Source organism: Marinomonas sp. KMM3893 (assembly GCF_004352855.1).
In the GTDB taxonomy this organism is placed as follows: domain Bacteria; phylum Pseudomonadota; class Gammaproteobacteria; order Pseudomonadales; family Marinomonadaceae; genus Marinomonas; species Marinomonas arenicola.
On sequence record NZ_SJSC01000002.1, the window covers coordinates 392,432 to 409,150 of the forward strand.

General features: G+C 46.6%; 15 protein-coding genes and 2 tRNA genes. 15 read left to right on the forward strand and 2 right to left on the reverse strand.

Features of this window, described 5'->3' with window-relative positions; genetic code table 11:
• The first annotated feature begins 1 nt into the window (after position 1).
• The 6 genes from E0D71_RS06265 (at position 2) to E0D71_RS06290 (ending at position 4,365) form a co-directional block, all read left to right on the forward strand.
• On the forward strand, positions 2–1,096 hold the full coding sequence (locus E0D71_RS06265) for a diguanylate cyclase (protein ID WP_133002459.1): 1,095 nt from the start codon (positions 2–4) through the stop codon (positions 1,094–1,096).
• 120 nt (positions 1,097–1,216) lie between these two features.
• Complete coding sequence (locus tag E0D71_RS06270; RefSeq protein WP_133002460.1) at positions 1,217–1,912, forward strand: YggS family pyridoxal phosphate-dependent enzyme; 696 nt, start codon at positions 1,217–1,219, stop codon at positions 1,910–1,912.
• Between the two features lie 102 nt (positions 1,913–2,014).
• Complete coding sequence (gene proC / locus E0D71_RS06275; protein WP_133002461.1) at positions 2,015–2,842, forward strand: pyrroline-5-carboxylate reductase; 828 nt, start codon at positions 2,015–2,017, stop codon at positions 2,840–2,842.
• A 14-nt stretch (positions 2,843–2,856) separates the two neighbouring features.
• Positions 2,857–3,399 carry a YggT family protein gene (locus E0D71_RS06280; RefSeq protein WP_133002462.1) on the forward strand — a complete coding sequence of 181 codons (543 nt, stop codon included), beginning with the start codon at positions 2,857–2,859 and terminating at the stop codon, positions 3,397–3,399.
• A 170-nt stretch (positions 3,400–3,569) separates the two neighbouring features.
• Positions 3,570–4,064: a pantetheine-phosphate adenylyltransferase gene (gene coaD / locus E0D71_RS06285; RefSeq protein ID WP_133002463.1), complete on the forward strand. Its 495-nt coding sequence runs from the start codon at positions 3,570–3,572 to the stop codon at positions 4,062–4,064.
• 49 nt (positions 4,065–4,113) lie between these two features.
• A complete protein-coding gene (locus E0D71_RS06290) occupies positions 4,114–4,365 on the forward strand; it encodes a YfhL family 4Fe-4S dicluster ferredoxin (RefSeq protein ID WP_133002464.1) in 252 nt (83 codons plus the stop codon).
• A 94-nt stretch (positions 4,366–4,459) separates the two neighbouring features.
• Here E0D71_RS06290 and E0D71_RS06295 read toward each other — a convergent pair whose 3' ends face one another.
• Together E0D71_RS06295 and trmL are read right to left on the reverse strand one after the other, a co-directional pair.
• Positions 4,460–5,566, reverse strand: coding sequence for a potassium channel protein (locus E0D71_RS06295; protein WP_133002465.1), 1,107 nt, complete (start codon positions 5,564–5,566; stop codon positions 4,460–4,462).
• Positions 5,567–5,581: 15 nt separating this feature from the next.
• A complete protein-coding gene (gene trmL, locus E0D71_RS06300; RefSeq protein WP_133002466.1) occupies positions 5,582–6,055 on the reverse strand; it encodes a tRNA (uridine(34)/cytosine(34)/5-carboxymethylaminomethyluridine(34)-2'-O)-methyltransferase TrmL in 474 nt (157 codons plus the stop codon).
• Positions 6,056–6,174: 119 nt separating this feature from the next.
• Between trmL and E0D71_RS06305 the strand changes: the two genes are divergently transcribed.
• The 9 genes from E0D71_RS06305 (at position 6,175) to E0D71_RS06345 (ending at position 16,713) form a co-directional block, all read left to right on the forward strand.
• Positions 6,175–6,250: transfer RNA gene (locus E0D71_RS06305), tRNA-Phe, on the forward strand.
• 88 nt (positions 6,251–6,338) lie between these two features.
• Positions 6,339–6,414, forward strand: a tRNA-Phe gene (locus E0D71_RS06310).
• A 493-nt stretch (positions 6,415–6,907) separates the two neighbouring features.
• A complete protein-coding gene (locus E0D71_RS06315; RefSeq protein WP_133002467.1) occupies positions 6,908–8,599 on the forward strand; it encodes a methyl-accepting chemotaxis protein in 1,692 nt (563 codons plus the stop codon).
• A gap of 275 nt (positions 8,600–8,874) precedes the next feature.
• Entirely contained in the window at positions 8,875–12,042 is a 3,168-nt protein-coding gene (locus E0D71_RS06320; protein WP_243711947.1) for an ATP-binding protein, read from the forward strand.
• 10 nt (positions 12,043–12,052) lie between these two features.
• A complete protein-coding gene (locus E0D71_RS06325) occupies positions 12,053–12,388 on the forward strand; it encodes an Hpt domain-containing protein (protein ID WP_133002469.1) in 336 nt (111 codons plus the stop codon).
• Between the two features lie 155 nt (positions 12,389–12,543).
• Positions 12,544–13,845 (forward strand): sn-glycerol-3-phosphate ABC transporter substrate-binding protein UgpB, encoded by a 1,302-nt coding sequence (gene ugpB / locus E0D71_RS06330; RefSeq protein ID WP_133002470.1) that lies wholly within the window; start codon positions 12,544–12,546, stop codon positions 13,843–13,845.
• A gap of 73 nt (positions 13,846–13,918) precedes the next feature.
• Positions 13,919–14,794, forward strand: coding sequence for a sn-glycerol-3-phosphate ABC transporter permease UgpA (ugpA, locus tag E0D71_RS06335; protein ID WP_133002471.1), 876 nt, complete (start codon positions 13,919–13,921; stop codon positions 14,792–14,794).
• Positions 14,794–15,642: a sn-glycerol-3-phosphate ABC transporter permease UgpE gene (ugpE, locus tag E0D71_RS06340; protein ID WP_133002472.1), complete on the forward strand. Its 849-nt coding sequence runs from the start codon at positions 14,794–14,796 to the stop codon at positions 15,640–15,642. The genes ugpA and ugpE overlap by 1 nt, the downstream gene beginning before the upstream one ends.
• A 3-nt stretch (positions 15,643–15,645) precedes the next feature.
• The gene (locus E0D71_RS06345) at positions 15,646–16,713 is read left to right on the forward strand and encodes a sn-glycerol-3-phosphate import ATP-binding protein UgpC (RefSeq protein WP_133002473.1); all 1,068 of its coding nucleotides are present in this window, start codon (positions 15,646–15,648) and stop codon (positions 16,711–16,713) included.
• The last annotated feature ends 6 nt before the right edge of the window (positions 16,714–16,719 follow it).

Here is a 16,719-nt window from a genome sequence, read left to right on the forward strand (position 1 = left end):
CATGGCGTCTGATGTTTTACCGCTCGATATTCAAGAATTACAAACTCGACTTGCTCAGAGTGAAAAAGAACGTGAGTTATTAAAGTGTCGGGATTCTGACACGGCTCGACGTTTACGCTCTATCGCAGAGGGTAAATCTGTCTCGTTTTTTTGGGACGAAGTACTCAAAGATTGCAAAGCCATCTTACCGGATGCGTATGTAACCTTGTTGACGAGAGCGGAGGGGCAAGAATGGGCCCTAATGCGTCATGATGACATTAATACTCAGTTATTAACCCCAAACAGCAGTGCTGTTAAGCTGCCCGCTTCGTTAAATACTTTTTCTCAAAGTCCGTCTTGTCCGATCCGACAAGAAAGCAACATACAGCACGCTTCTGACTGGGCGATATGGCACGCCTTTCTAGCCGCCAATAATTTCACTGACGCCGTCATGCTGAACATCAATGAGCCGCACAGTGGGGCGTACCTCATGCTGGTGTTACAACATGAGATGCCACCGCTTGATGATGTTAAACACTTGATTTTAAAAGGCAGTGTTGAGCTTATCGAAGCCGCCGCCTTGCGTGAATACACAGATCAGCTGTTGTTAGAGAAAGGGCACTTTGACCCACAAACCCATCTTTTAAGAGCGTTCAGTTTTAAGCAAAGTTTTTCGATGGTATTGAAAGACTCGCGCCGTCATTTTATGCGCGTCGCACTCATCTCTCTTAAGCTGCGCGGCACACTGACCTCCCACGATGACGCACAATTAAAAGACATTGCCGGCAAGATACAAACCGCCGTTCGCGACAACGACCTAGTGGCGTATTACGGTGATGGGGAATTTGTGATGGGGGTCTGTATTCGTAACATGCAAGATGCCGAAGTGGTTGCCAGTAAACTGATTAAGGCTATTTCTGCTCCCGGCAGCGAGTCTAATCGACTGACGAAAGACGGCGTTCGCATTGGCATTGCGTACTACCCTGAGCATTCTTCGCTAGACGATCTACACCGTGCCGCCGAATACGCGGCCAATTCAGTGCCAGACGTGTTTGGCTATCGTATCGAATTTCATGGTGCTATTTATACCACCAGTACAGAGTTCTATACCTTTTAGTGTGTTATTGACGATCTGATAAGAATGTTATGATCCCTTGCGGCTTTTTTACTGTCCGGTAAAAAGGCCTTTTGGCTATTCTTTATTTACCTTACCGATAACAAAGGAGCGCAAGCTGCTATGAGTATAGAAGCCAATCTATCTCAAGTTACTCAGCAAATTACGGATTTTACACGCCGTTATCATCGTCAAGATAACAGCGTGCGTTTGCTTGCCGTGAGCAAAACAAAACCTCTGCAAGCGCTAGAAGAAGCTTATCAGGCTGGGCAGCGCTTATTTGGTGAGAATTACGTGCAAGAGGCGGTTGAAAAGCGTCAGGCATTGGCGCATTTAAGTGACATCGAGTGGCACTTTATTGGGCCAATTCAGTCTAATAAATCGCGCTTGATTGCCCAAAACATGGACTGGGTTCACACCATAGATCGTGAGAAAATAGCCCTGCGCTTGAATGAGCAGCGACCAGAAGGTAGCCCACCGTTAAACGTGTGTATTCAAGTCAATATCAGCGGCGAAGCAAGCAAGTCTGGTATTGCACTGAGTGACGTGCCTGCTATGGCATCCTTGATTCACTCGCTGGCGAATCTTCGTTTGCGTGGCCTAATGGCGATCCCTGCGCCACAAGAAGACGAACAAGCACAAAAAGAGGTTTATGCGCCATTGCATCAAACCTTCCTTGAATTAGCCGCGACTGATAGCATGATAGACACATTGTCGATTGGTATGTCTGGTGATTTATCCGCCGCGATTGCGTCGGGCAGTACCCTGGTTCGCGTGGGCACCGCTATCTTTGGCGCACGGGACTATACGACAGCATAATACGAACGATACGACGGCATAATATGAGTGTCCGCGTAGTGATTTTACAAAGAGGGCGGTCGCAATGTTAACCGTCACCTCATACATAGATTAGGATATGAAATGAAACCAAGTATTGCCTTTATTGGCGTTGGTAATATGGCGAGTGCCATTATCGGCGGTATGATTGAAGCGGGTTATCCAGCTGAAAAAATCATGGGAACCTCTCGCACCGCAGAGAAACGAGAAAAATACAGCGCGGCATTCGGCATCGAAATGTTCGCCGACAATAATGACGCCGTGGCAAAAGCAGATTCTGTTGTTTTATGTGTGAAGCCCGCTCAAATTCAAGGTGTCATTGAAGGCTTTGCTGATCAGGTTCGCCCCGATCAGATCTTTCTCTCAGTGGCCGCCGGTGTGGAATTGGCAGCCATTGAAAAATGGCTAAAACAGCCAGTCGCCGTGGTAAGAAGTATGCCCAATACGCCGTCACAAGTCGGTGCTGGTATGTCTGGTTTGATCGCTAACGCACACACCAGTGATGAACAAAAAACATGGGTGTCTGATGTGTTTGCCAGTATTGGCGACTCAGTATGGGTGGATGATGAAGCGCATATGCATACGGTTACCGCCTTGTCTGGCAGTGCGCCGGCTTACTTTTTCCGCTTTTTAGAAGCCATGATTAAAAGTGGTCAAGCGCAAGGTTTGAGTGAAGAAGCTTGTACTCGTCTGGCGTCATACACCATGTTGGGTGCCGCTAAAATGGTCACAGAGTTGGATGAGCCAATCAGTCAATTGCGTCAAAACATTACCTCACCAAAGGGCACCACAGAACAGGCATTGTTGTCGTTTGAGGCGTCTAATATTGACAAGGTAGTGGACGATGCAATGACGGCTTGTGCCAATCGTTCCAAACAGCTTGCTAGCCAGTTTTCTGGTCAAATTGATTAACTAGGACTTTTTCCATGACGTCAGATCCATTTGTTTTTTTGATCAAAACCATCGCGAACCTGTACTTGTTCGTTGTTTTATTGCGCTTGGTATTGCAGTTTAGCCGTGCGGATTTTTATAACCCTATCAGTCAGGGTATTGTGAAAGCCACAAGCCCATTGCTGTTGCCTTTGCGCAAGGTTATTCCACCTATTGGACGCTTAGACACCTCGTGTCTTGTGCTTGCTCTAGCGGTACAGCTATTAACAACGGTCATTATTTTTATGATGGCCGGTTTTAGTGCAACACCGGCGCATTATGCGATTTTTACCGTGGTTGGGACTCTGTATCACCTATTGGATTTGTACTTCTGGGCATTGCTGATTTCGGTGATTCTAAGCTGGGTTGCACCAGGGGCGAGTCATCCGGGGGCTATGTTGGTTGGACAGATCACCGCACCCTTGTATAAAGCGTGTCATCGCGTCATTCCGACCTTGGGTGGTTTGGATTTATCGCCTATATTTCTCTTTCTGGCGATCTCCTTGCTGAAGCAGTTTTTAGCGCCATACGCGATATAACAAGTATAGATTAGTGGTATACACATTACTCATGTTAGTAATGGTATCCGTGAATTGAGAAAGGGGGCGTATTCCTATATGATGCGACCCCTCAATGGGAATACAAAGTGGATAGTAAATAATCAGCTTGCCGAGTTATTCTCCCTTTAATAATTGTTTGGATGAAAGCTATGAGTACGATTGCGGTTTATCCGGGTACCTTTGACCCCATTACCAACGGCCATACTGATTTGGTTGAACGTGCGTCAAAACTGTTTAAACAGGTTATCGTGGCTGTAGCGGCGAGCCCGAAAAAGAAACCTGCTCTTTCTCATGAAGTGCGCATTGCGTTGGCGAAAAAAGTATTGGGGCATTTGCCGAATGTTGAAGTCGTAGGCTTTGATAATCTGCTCACTGAATTTACTCGTTCAGTGAAAGGTCAGGTGGTGGTTCGTGGGCTTCGTGCTGTTTCAGACTTCGAATACGAATTCCAGCTTGCCAATATGAACCGTGCTATTGCGCCAGATGTAGAAAGTATTTTCCTGACTCCTTCTGAAAAGCATTCTTATATTTCGTCCACCTTAGTACGAGAGATTGCGTCCTTAGAAGGCGATTTTGGGCAGTTTGTAAACCCTGAAGTGGCGAGTGTTCTAAGAGAACACTATAACGCGTTAAAACGAAATTAAGTTGTCTTGATCCTGCAAGGGCTGCCTTGTAGATCGTTAGGAGTGAATGATGTCTTTAATCATTACCGATGAATGTATTAACTGCGATGTCTGTGAACCTGAGTGCCCGAATGAGGCGATCTCTCAAGGCGAAGAGATTTATGTGATCGAGCCATCTAAATGTACCGAGTGTATCGGTCATTATGATGAGCCACAGTGTCAGCAAGTTTGCCCTGTTGATTGCATTCCATTAGATCCGAATCGCAAAGAAACAGAAGAACAGTTGATGGAAAAATACCTAGTATTGACCGGTCAGCTGTAATCAAGGTGTTACTTGAAAAAGCGAGGCAAATGCCTCGCTTTTTTTATGCTTAAAAAGCACCTCTTATGAAGGCGTGATGTAAGCCAGCGGCACGCTATAGGTTAAAGTAGCCATAGAGCTGCGCTTTGCTGGGTAACACTTGTTTGTCGCCTACTAGCAATATGAGAGAGCGTGCAGAGACTTTTTCTGTGGTGGAAGGGTGGGTAATAATGTCCCCATTATTGTTCTCAAATCCCAATGCCGTTCCCACATTGTGTTGAATCAATTTGGTGACAATGTCAGCCCAAGTGAATCCTTCCAATTGAATATCGACACGAATAGTGTGGTCCCCTTCGTAACGAAATAAATTCTCCAAGACTTGTTCTGTGCCTGGCGCGATCAAGGAACGCACCAGCATCTCTGGGTACGCCCGTACCGGACGAATCACCGCATTGGCGCCGACTTCTCGAAACCGCGAACGGTTGTTGTCATCGATGGCCTCAGCCAAGATAAAGGCCGATGAACGCAAGGTTTTGATTCTGTGCAAGGTGTCGAAAGTGACGCTGTCAGAGTGCGATGCCTGATAATCCGGACACAAGACAATGATGTACTTGGCCTTGTCTGCGCCTGCGGACAGCAGCATGCCATTGGTGGTTGCGTCGCCAGTTTGATGCACCACACCCAAAGAACGCAGCTTCAACGGCAAGCCTTCTGGAAAATCTGGGGTGAGAATCTGAATGGGAATGTCTGCCAACTCAGGTGTGTTCGCCACCTGTGTGATGAGCAAATCAAGGTACCTGTCGGCATCGTATTTGGGGGTATTAATGATGAGCAAATGATCTTGCATAGCATTCCACTCCATGCGGCCTTTAATGCGCATTTCTTTGCGTGTTATTCGTAGCTCAATGTAATCACTGGCTATTTGGGCTAACAGGGTGATGCCCATGCAGTAAATGAGCACAATGGTGGACAGTTGCCCCCAAAAGGTGGCGGCCGATATGTCTCCATAGCCAGTGGTACTGGCAGAAGTCATGGTCAGCCAAAACGCTTGCCACCAATTGAGGTCTTCAAAGAACACCATCGCGATCGAGTGCATTCCAATAACAAGCAAGAGCAAGAGGACGCGCTTTCTTAAGTCTTGTTTATCATGAAGGTAGACTTCGCTACGATACCGGTATCGGTTATTTTTATTGCGTCTGATAAGTAAGCTAAGCGAATTCATCCTGCTCCTGCTTTATTATTGCTCGCCAGCCGGCATTTGATAGCCAAGCTGACGCCATGATTCATAGACCATCACGGCAACTGTGTTAGACAGATTTAAACTGCGCGAGTTAGCTTGCATCGGTAAACGTAAGCGCTGCTCTTTTGGTAGCGCTTCAATAAACTCAGCAGGCAAGCCACGTGTCTCAGGCCCAAATACCAGCACATCGTTGGCTTTAAACGCCGCTTCACTGTGAGGGCGACTGCCTTTCGTGGTGAGCGCGTAAATCGTGCCTATGTCATTCTGGTCAACAAATGCCTGAAAGTCTGGGTAGCGCTTCAGGCGCGCAAATTCATGGTAATCCAACCCAGCTCGGCGCAGCTTCTTATCTTCTAGATCAAAGCCTAATGGCTCAATCAAATGAAGCTGGTAGCCGGTATTCGCGCATAGGCGAATCACGTTGCCGGTATTAGGTGGAATCTCAGGTTGGTACAAAACAATATGAAGCATTTTTTATCTCCTTGATATGAGGAGATAATAACAGACCTAAGCGCATCTCTAAGTTTTTATTAAAAATTTTAAAAAAACTATTGACGAACAATGAGACTCATCTATAATACGCCGCACTTGCCCAGATAGCTCAGTCGGTAGAGCAGAGGATTGAAAATCCTCGTGTCGGCGGTTCGATTCCGTCTCTGGGCACCATGATTTAAAAAGAAAGGCCATCTAGCAATAGATGGCCTTTTTTTTGGCAAAAATGGTTTACTCCCAAAAAACCATGAATTCTTGATTTGCCCAGATAGCTCAGTCGGTAGAGCAGAGGATTGAAAATCCTCGTGTCGGCGGTTCGATTCCGTCTCTGGGCACCATCCTCTGTATTCGTTCACTTCTTCTTACTGCCTAAAGCCCCCAGACCTATTTTTCTGATAAATCACAGCCTCTCAAGCTCTGTATCGCCGTTTTAAGCCACACTTTCACGGTGACCGCATCAGCGGGAGATAAATCCATTTAACAACCCTTATGAAAGCGAGGTTAAACCGTTTCTCTTTCTAGTGGGTAATCTTTCACTAGTGCGTCTAAAGGAATGTTCAGCCCCTGATGAAGGCTGCGAATAATTTTAAGGCTAAGTGCTCTTTTTTTATTCAGAACTTCACTAAAACGACTGCGTTGGCCTACAAACTTCGTTAGGTCGTCATCATTTTTGGGCTTTTCTGCTAGTTCCCATAATGGGAAAAGTGTATGAGCAATACAAGTTGATCTAGTGAGCCACTGTTACATTTCCTTAATATTGTTACTGTATTGTGACCGATTCAGAAGTCGCGCTTCGGGCGTGATCTAGCCTTCTTTTTCGGAGACACAGGTTTGAGTATTAATAAAAAAATGTGGCTGCTCTCTGCCATTACTTCGATCAGTATTATTTTGGTGGGTGTTTTCAGCGCTTATACCCTTTCGGGTTTGCGCAATGGCTTTCACCAGTATCAAAGTCAGGTTGCGACCTCTCAGAGCTTTTTTGAAATCAAAGCGACGGCTTTATCGGTGGCAAAAAACGACCCCATTTTACCGAATACAAAAACCGCGCTCGACGCCGCCAATGCCAAAATAGTCTCGCTATTGGCGCAAATCGAAACAAGCTTACCGCCTGAAAAGAAAGAGTCTGAAAATGACTCGAACACACAGCAAGAAAAACCTCACCAGGGTGCTGTTAGTAACGCAGATGACTCGGAAGAGGCAGAAGCAGTTAAGGCAATTAGCCCAGAGCAAACCAGAGCCTTACTGAATGACATCGCCAGATTATGGTCGGAATACGACAAGCAATTTAATAGTGCGATAAAAATTGCGCCAGACAGCCCCCAAGATGCGTTGCAAATCCCCGATGCCATTTATGGGCTTCAGCTTATTCCTATGATCGAGCGCATTGATCAACTGATCGAGGATAACCAAGTCAAAGAGCAGCAGTCTTACGATGTGATTTCTGAACTGATGCACAGTATTTTATGGCTGATCCTCGCGCCTTTGTTGGCCGGTGGTGTGTTTGTGGTGGCCATGCAACGCTTTGTGGCGAGCGATTTACGCAAGCGAGTGTTTCGCATTCAAACCGTCGTAGGGCAGCTTAGCGAAGGGGATTTAACCCAGCGTTTGCCAGTGGAAGGACGTGATGAATTGGCGGCCATTGCCAGCTCTATGAATGAATTTGTTGAGAAAACCCACGCCATTTTGTGTCATGTAAAAGAAGGGTCACACGAAGTGTCTGCGGCGGCAAGTCAGTTGTTCGACGCGTCAGAGCACAGTGCAAATAGCGCCCTAGGGCAAAGCGAAGCGACGACTTCAGTGGCTTCTACGGTACAAGAATTGTCGGTTAGCATAGGGCAGGTGGCAGAGCAGGCGAAGAATGCGCAGGACTTTTCGATTCAATCTGGCAAGTTGTCTGCCGAAGCGGGAGAAGTGGTCTTGTCGGCGACCAAAGAGATGACCAAAATTTCTCAGTTGTCACAAGATTCATCGTCATTGATTCGAGATTTAGAAAAACGCTCTAGTGATATTAATAACATCATGCAGGTGATTCGAGATGTGGCGGATCAGACCAATTTGTTGGCGCTAAATGCCGCGATCGAAGCCGCACGAGCGGGCGAGCAAGGCCGAGGCTTTTCTGTTGTAGCCGATGAGATTCGTAATCTTGCCCAGCGTACCGCCGAATCGACGAAGGAAATCACCTTTATCGTCACCAAAATTCAAGAAGTGACCGTTGCCGTGGCAGGCAGTATGGAGGCCGAACTGTTGCAGGTCGAAAAAGGGGTTCTGTTGGCAGAAAAAGCCGGCGGCTCTATGACGCAAGTGCGCGGCAGCACCGATCAGGTAGAGGAAGCGATTAACTATATTTGTAACGCCTTGTTAGAGCAAAGCAATGCCAGTGATGATATAGCGCGCAAAATAGATGAAATTGCGACCATTACTGGAGAGGGGTCGGCCGCGGCGAAAAATACGGTTTCAACCGCCAAACGATTAGATGGCTTGTCCGAAAAACTGACCTTAGCGGTCAATCAATTCCAGTTATAACAAGGTCATCCACCGTGTTGTAATGCGGCAGGCGCGGTCTAAGATCGCGCCTTTTTTATGCCGATAAGATACTGATATGACAGGGTGTGGCGCGCCATTTACATACACACTTTTCCTATTACATATCGTAACGCTTTTAGGAGCCTATGGCGGGCGTTTTTTGTCTACACTAATAGAAACTTTGTTCTTGGTCTTTGATGTTAATATAAATTGATAATAGATAAGCCCACAGATTGCTTTCAAACAGACGAATGACCCCTACTATGCGCAAAGGAATGACAGTCACTGCACTGACAACATTAGGATACCTTCTGTTTGGCCTATTAGGGTTGGCAGAGGTGGTATCGCCAGGTTACGCAACCATTGTATTTCCAGCGGCTGGGTTTGCCTTGATGGCCGTGTTGCTGTTTCGATATTGGGCCTTACTCGGTGTATTTATCGGTTCTATTCTCTTAAGCGTGATGGTCGCGAAAATGCATCATCATGCCTTTCATCTGCCCTTATTTATTGTTCTTTCTTTGGCGGCTACCCTACAAACTTACATCGGTTATCGGCTGGTCCAACGTTATAGTCCCTTGCCATTTGCGTTTCATAACTCCGCATTAGTTTTGCGCTTTATTGTTTTGGTTGGCCTGCTTTCGACGGTTGTGAGTGCCAGCATCGCGGTCACGGCTTTATACATAGTGGGGCGCATTGAGCGAGGCAATGTATTAGCTGAATGGCTCAGTTGGTGGACGGGGGATTTTATTGGCGTTCTGGTTGTGGTGCCGTGGTTTGTGGTGCTGTTTCCGTCTGTGTTTAATAGCAAGCTGGATCGCCCTTTTCAATTGCTAGCAGGCCTCTTAATTATCATCTCGGTCACCATAGGGTTGTCTTATGGTGTGCGGCATTTTGAGTATGTTAAGCAACAAGAAGAGTTTGATTCAAACGCCGAGTTGGTGGACATCTCATTGAACAATCGACTCAATAATATGGAAAGTATTCTATACGGCATCATGGGGCTGGTAAGGGGCAGCGAAGGTGTCACCGCAGACGAGTTTACGCGTTATACGGACGGTATTTTAGAGCGCGATTCGTCTATTTATGCGGTCTCTCTGAATATGGTGGTGTATCAACAGGACCTTGCCGCGTTTGAGGAAGAGATTCAGAAAAATTACCCAGATTATAAATTCTACGTTAAAGAAAGAGACAGTCAGGGTGGGTTTATTCCAGTCGAGCCGCGGTCTAAATATATCGTTGTGACCTTTATGAATCGGCAGGAAAGCAATAAAAATGCGTTGGGCTATGATATTTATTCACAGAAAAGCCGACGGCACGCCTTAGATCAGTCTATCAAACTCAATCGACTTTACGCGACGCCGCCTATTCAGTTAGTGCAGGGTGATACGGCCGTATTGCTCTTTTTGCCTCTGTTTCATGACAATTCAGACAAGCTAAAAAGCGTCGCTACCATGGTGTTGCGCATGGATTTTTTAGCCAAAGCAATAGTGGACAGAGGCGTGTTGCCCAATACGCAGCTTTACTTAATTGATGAAGGCGACAATGGGGCCTCGCCCGCGATATTAGCCAAGAGTCAGGGGGCGGATTTGTCAGTACAAACCGTTCTAGACAGATACGAAGCGAAGACTTTTGGCCATGCGGTGAGTTACGAAGTGGTTGTAGGGGCAAAGCACTGGCATTTATTTCAAGTGAGTGAAGCGGCGTTTTATCGCCAACCTTGGGGCGTGCATTTTGTGTTGGCTGGGGGCTTTTTCTTAGCCGCTATGCTTGGGTGGTTTTTATTGGTGGTTAGTAGCCATACGGCGGAAATAGAAAGCCGAGTGTTGTTACGTACGAGGGATTTATCGCGTGCCAATCAGTCGTTAAAAAAAGCCCAGCTTGCCCATAGCGATGCCCAACAGGCGGCCGAAAATGCGAACCGAGCGAAAAGCGCTTTCTTGGCGAATATGAGCCATGAAATTAGGACCCCATTAAATGGTGTGATTGGGTGTTTGTCGCTCTTAGAAAATACCGGGCTTCGCCCAGAACAAACGAACTTAGCGAACCTCTCGAAACAAAGCGCAGAGTCCTTAATGGGCATTATTAACGACATTTTGGATTTGTCTAAAATCGAGATAGGCAGCATTGCATTAGAGCATGAGCCGTTTGATGTTCGAGAATTGGTGGAAGAAGTGTCTCGTTTGCTGGTGGTAAAAGCAGAAGAAAAAAACATCGCCTTTAATGTGCCTGCGGTATACATACCTTCCGTGGTGCTGATCGGAGATCGGTTAAGGGTGAAGCAGATATTGGTCAATTTATTGGGCAATGCGATTAAGTTTACCCGTGACGGCGAAGTGAATTTATACCTTTCTACGCGCACCTTAAGTGACACCGCGAGTGAGCTCTATGTGCGTGTTGATGATACTGGGATCGGCATTCCTGAGTCGCAGCATGAGCGCTTGTTTCAGCGTTTCAAACAAGCGGATAGTTCCACCACTCGTCAATATGGCGGTACCGGTTTGGGGTTGGCAATCAGCAAAGAGATGATCGAGCTAATGGGCGGTGAAATTGGCTTTTCCTCGCAGGAAGGCAAGGGCGCGTCTTTTTGGTTTCATGTTGCCCTAGATCACGAGAAAAAAGACATAGACACAGCGGAGTACGATCTGTCTCTGGCTGTGGTCTATCAGAATGAAACAGGGCGTCACTATATTAGTCAGTTATTAACGCACTTTAACGTTCAGCATACGTTATACGAGAGCGTTAGCTTACTATTGGACGCGTCATTATCGAATGTCGATGGCCTTTTGCTTGATAGCATCGCTTCTGAAGCTTGCTCTGCCGATGACGCGTCGAGATTGCAGGCGGCATGTCGTCATTCTAGAGTGCGGGTTATTCGGTTACAATCCAGCTTAGAAGAGGCCGAAACATCCGCGTCAGAGTCCATACAAAAGCCCATTAGTTATTCTCAGTTAGAAACATTATTATCAACCATGGCATTGGCGACACAAGGGGAATCAATCATGGCAGCAAGTACCTTTTCAGACGAGTTAGTGAGCCGCGGTCTAACTATCAATGCCCGCGTGTTAGTGGTGGAAGACAACTTAACTAACCAGATAGTGGTGCGAGGGCTGCTTAATATGTTTGGTGTAGAGGTTGAAGTGGCAGAAAATGGGCAAGAGGCACTGGAAAAAGTGCGTACAGAAGCCTACGATCTTATTTTCATGGATTGCCAAATGCCGGTGATGGATGGCTACGAAGCGACCCGTGAAATTCGTAAGTTGGCCGCTGGAGCAACCCCGAATGATGTGCCTATTGTCGCGTTGAGCGCGAATGCCATGAAGGGTGACAAAGAGTTGTGTCTTGAGGCCGGAATGAACGACCATTTAGCGAAGCCTATTGCCCAAGATCAATTAAAACAGCAACTGAAAAAATGGTTACCAGAAGCCTTAATACAGGATAAATAAAGAGGAAAGGATGCAGGACTTTGATGCGGTTAATTATGGCAATCGTCTAGGCAACAATAAGATGCTAATGACGTTGGTGGCGAAAGAATTTTTGAAAGAAAGCGCCGCTCTAGTCGAACAATTACTGGCGCATGCGGCAGCAGAAGATTGGACAAACGTGGCGCGTGTTGCTCACCGAATTAAAGGCGCAAGCGCTGAGGTGTCGGGGCTCGCCATGAGTGACACTGCCAAGCGCATTGAATCTGCGGCACAAGCTGACGACGCCACCACAGTGCAGCAGGCGTTAGAGCAGCTGCAAAAAGAGTATAAAGCGCTCACCGCAGCGCTTTCATCTAGCGAATTTTAATATCCATTTCGAACCTAAAAACGTCTTTTTAGGTTCAATTATTTTCTTTTTTCGACTTTTTTCTTTCATTTGAAACTCAAATATCATAAAAATGAAACATTGAGCTACTAAAGTGCTTTCTCAACCAATAAAATAATCACATGAGGAACTCCTAAATGCGTAAATCAATGTTCGCGACAACCGTATTAGGCTTGTCTATTGCTAGTTCCAGCTTTGCCGCCACAGAAATTGAATGGTGGCATGCTATGGGTGGTGCTAACGGTGAAAAATTGAATGAAATCGTTAAAGAATTTAACGACTCGCAAACGCAATACAAAGTAGACCCTGTTTTTAAAGGGACTTACACAGAAACCATGACGTCCGCTATTGCGGCGTTCCGCGCCCACAAACAACCTGCCATTGTCCAAGTTTTCGAAGTGGGTACCGCGACCATGATGGCCGCCAAAGGCGCTGTTTATCCTGTTTATAAGCTGATGAAAGACACCAAGGCAGATTTTGACCCAAGTGCTTACCTCAGTTCTGTTACCGGTTATTACTCGGATGTAGATGGCAACATGTTGTCTATGCCTTTCAATAGCTCAACCCCAGTGCTTTATTACAACAAAGAAATGTTTAAAAAAGCGGGGCTAACAACACCGCCAAAAACATGGGAAGAGGTTGCAGCCTACTCTAAAAAATTATTAGCCAGCGGCGCACAATGTGGTTTTACCACGGGTTGGCAGTCATGGGTTCAACTTGAAAACCTAAGTGCACGGCACGATGTGCCGTTTGCGAGCAATGATGATGGCTTCTCAGGCCTAGACACCAAGTTGTTGTTCAATGGCCCTCTGCAAGTCATGCATATCACTAAGATGCACGAATGGCAGAAGAGTGGCATTTTCAGCTACGGTGGTCGTCGTAGCGATTCCGCTCCTAAGTTCTATAGCCAGCAATGTGCTATGTACACAGGGTCTTCTTCTGCGTTTGGCGGCATGACGCGTAACGCAAAATTTGATTTTGGTGTGTCTTCATTGCCTTACTGGGCAAGCGAAGTAAAACAGCCTAACAACACCATCATTGGTGGTGCTTCTTTATGGGTACTACAAGGCAAAGACAAAGCAGAATACAAAGCGGCTGCGGCTTTCCTTCACTTCCTATCTACGCCAGAAATCCAAGCTCAGTGGCACCAGTTCACCGGCTATTTGCCGATTACGCACGCGGCTTATGAGCTAACCAAAAAAGAAGGTTTCTACCAAGCGCACCCAGGTACTGAAGCGGCGGTTCTGCAAATGACCGCATCAGAGCCGACGGTAAACTCTCGTGGTTTGCGATTGGGTAACTTTGTGCAGATTCGCGATGTGATCAACGGCGCGCTAGAAAGTGTGTGGAGTGGTAAAGAAACACCACAAGCCGCTCTAGACACCGCGGTGAAACGTGGCGATATGTTGTTGCGTAAGTTCGAAAAAGCGCACAACTAATTGCTTTGGTTGTTATCCCTATCCGTCCTACGGATAGGGATATTTGATTTCTTGTTTCTGTTCGAGTGACGTTATGTCTGTTTATTTCCCGCAAAAAAAATTGCCTTACTTGCTGGTGTTACCTCAGTTGGTGATCACGGCGATTTTCTTCCTTTGGCCTGCTGGACAGGCGGTGCTGCAAGCCTTTTATCGTGAAGATGCCTTTGGTTTGAGCCAGCAATTTGTTGGCCTTGAGAACTTCGTTGATTTATTCCAAGACCCGCTTTATTACAAATCCATGGTAGTCACCATGGTCTTTAGTTTTTCGGTCGCCTTTTTGGGCATCGCTGTGGCGCTCTGGCTGGCGGTGATGGCAGATCGAGTGATTCGCGGCAGAATGGTTTATCAAACCTTATTAGTGTGGCCTTACGCTGTTGCGCCGGCCTTGGCTGGGGTGTTGTGGTGGATTTTATTTGACCCAAATATCGGCCCTGTGGCCTTGTTTTTAGATCGTATTGGTCTGCATTGGAATCACTTTTTAAACGGTGATCAGGCGATGATTTTGGTGGTTATTTCTGCGACTTGGAAACAGATTAGTTATAACTTCTTATTTTTCTTAGCTGGGTTACAAGCGATCCCTCGGTCTTTGATTGAGGCGGCGGCGATCGATGGCGCCAGCTCTTTCAAGCGCTTTTGGGACATTGTGTTTCCCTTGCTGTCACCCACCACATTTTTCTTGTTGGTCGTCAACTTGGTGTACGCCTTTTTCGAAACCTTTGGGGTGATAGATACCACCACTCAAGGTGGACCAGACGGCAGCACCAATACACTGGTGTACAAGGTATTTAAAGACGGTTTTATTGGCTTAGACAGCGGCGGATCAGCGGCGCAATCTATTGTCTTAATGGCCATTGTTGGACTCATGACGGTGATTCAGTTCCGTTTCATTGAGCGTAAGGTGCAATACTAATGATAGAGAATCGTCCTTGGTCGAGATTGCTTAGCCATCTTATTTTGATAATTGGTGTGTTTATTGTTGCTTTGCCTGTGTGGGTTGCCTTGGTGGGATCGACACAACCAGAAGGTTCTTTTAACTCCGGTAGTATTCCTTTGTGGTTTGGTGACCAAGGTGTACAGAACTGGGCGCATGTATTGTTTGCGGAAGCGGGCAGTACCTTACAAATTCCCGTTTGGCATTTGTTATTGAACTCTTTAGTGATGGCGCTGGGAATTACCATTGGCAAGATTGCCATTTCGATTATTTCTGCCTATGCCATTGTGTTTTTCCGCTTTCCTTTTCGCAGTGCTATTTTCTGGGTGATTTTTATGACCCTGATGTTGCCAGTTGAAGTGCGGATTGTGCCGACGTATCAGGTCATTGCGAACTTGGATATGTTGAATTCTTACAGTGGTTTGATTTTGCCTTTGATCGCCAGTGCGACGGCTACTTTCTTGTTTCGACAGTGTTTTATGTCGATTCCTGGTGAGTTAGTGGAAGCGGCTAGGATTGATGGCGCCGGCCCGATTCGTTTCTTCTTTGATATCTTGCTGCCGATGTCGCGTACCAATATCGCGGCCTTGTTTGTGATTATGTTTATCTATGGTTGGAACCAATATCTTTGGCCTTTGATCATTACCACAGATGACACCTATTACACCTTGGTAATGAGTATAAAGAGCATGTTGTCTGTTCCTGATGGCGACATTCAGTGGAATTACGTCATGGTAACCACTTTATTGGCTATGCTTCCACCGGTTGCGGTGGTCGTGGGAATGCAAAAATTATTTGTGAAAGGCTTGGTTGACGCGGAGAAGTAAGCAATGACCGATTTAGTATTAAAGAACATAGGCAAAACCTACCCGAATGGCTACCAAGCGATACCAAGTATTGATTTAAGCATTGAAGAAGGTGAATTCATTGTCCTAGTTGGGCCATCAGGTTGTGGTAAATCAACGTTACTGCGCATGGTGGCAGGCCTTGAGACGATTACCCAAGGCGACTTGTTGATTAAAGGCAATCGGGTGAACGACAAAGAGCCCGCCGATCGTGATATCGCCATGGTGTTTCAAAACTATGCCTTGTATCCGCATATGACGGTGCGCGCCAATATGGAATACGGCTTGAAAAACCGTGGTGTTTCCAAAGACGAGCGCCACACCAAGGTGATGGATGTGGCTCAGATGTTGGGGTTAGACGAGTTGTTAGACCGTCGTCCAGGTCAATTGTCTGGCGGTCAGCGTCAGCGTGTGGCCATGGGGCGCGCTATGGTGCGCGACCCTAAAGTGTTTTTGTTTGACGAACCCTTGTCGAATTTAGACGCCAAGTTACGAGTGCAAATGCGCGTCGAAATTCGTCAGTTACAGCGTAAACTTGCCACCACCACCTTGTATGTGACCCACGATCAGGTCGAAGCCATGACCTTGGCGGACCGTTTGGTGGTCCTAAACAAAGGCAAAGCGGAACAGATTGGCACGCCGATGGAGCTGTACGATAAGCCAGCCACTACCTTTGTGGCGGAGTTTATTGGCTCGCCATCAATGAACTTATTTGATGCCATGTTGACTGAACGCGGGATAGAATTGTCAGAATCATTAACCTTGCTGATGCCTCACCAATACCGTGGCGCCATCAAGTGGGGGATTCGTCCAGAGCATTTACTGCAAAGCGATGAAGCCAATGGGGACTTTTCTTTACAAGTACAAGCGGTAGAATCCCTTGGTGCAGAAACACTAATTCATGGTGTGCTCGAGGATGGAACTGAGCAACCGAAACCTATTGTAGTGCGACTGGCAGGCCCTCATTTGCCTGACATTGGAAGTCGAATGTGGTTAACGGCCCCTTTGAAGCACTGGCATTTGTTTGATGCCACTACCCAACAACGTTTGTGAGGTTTT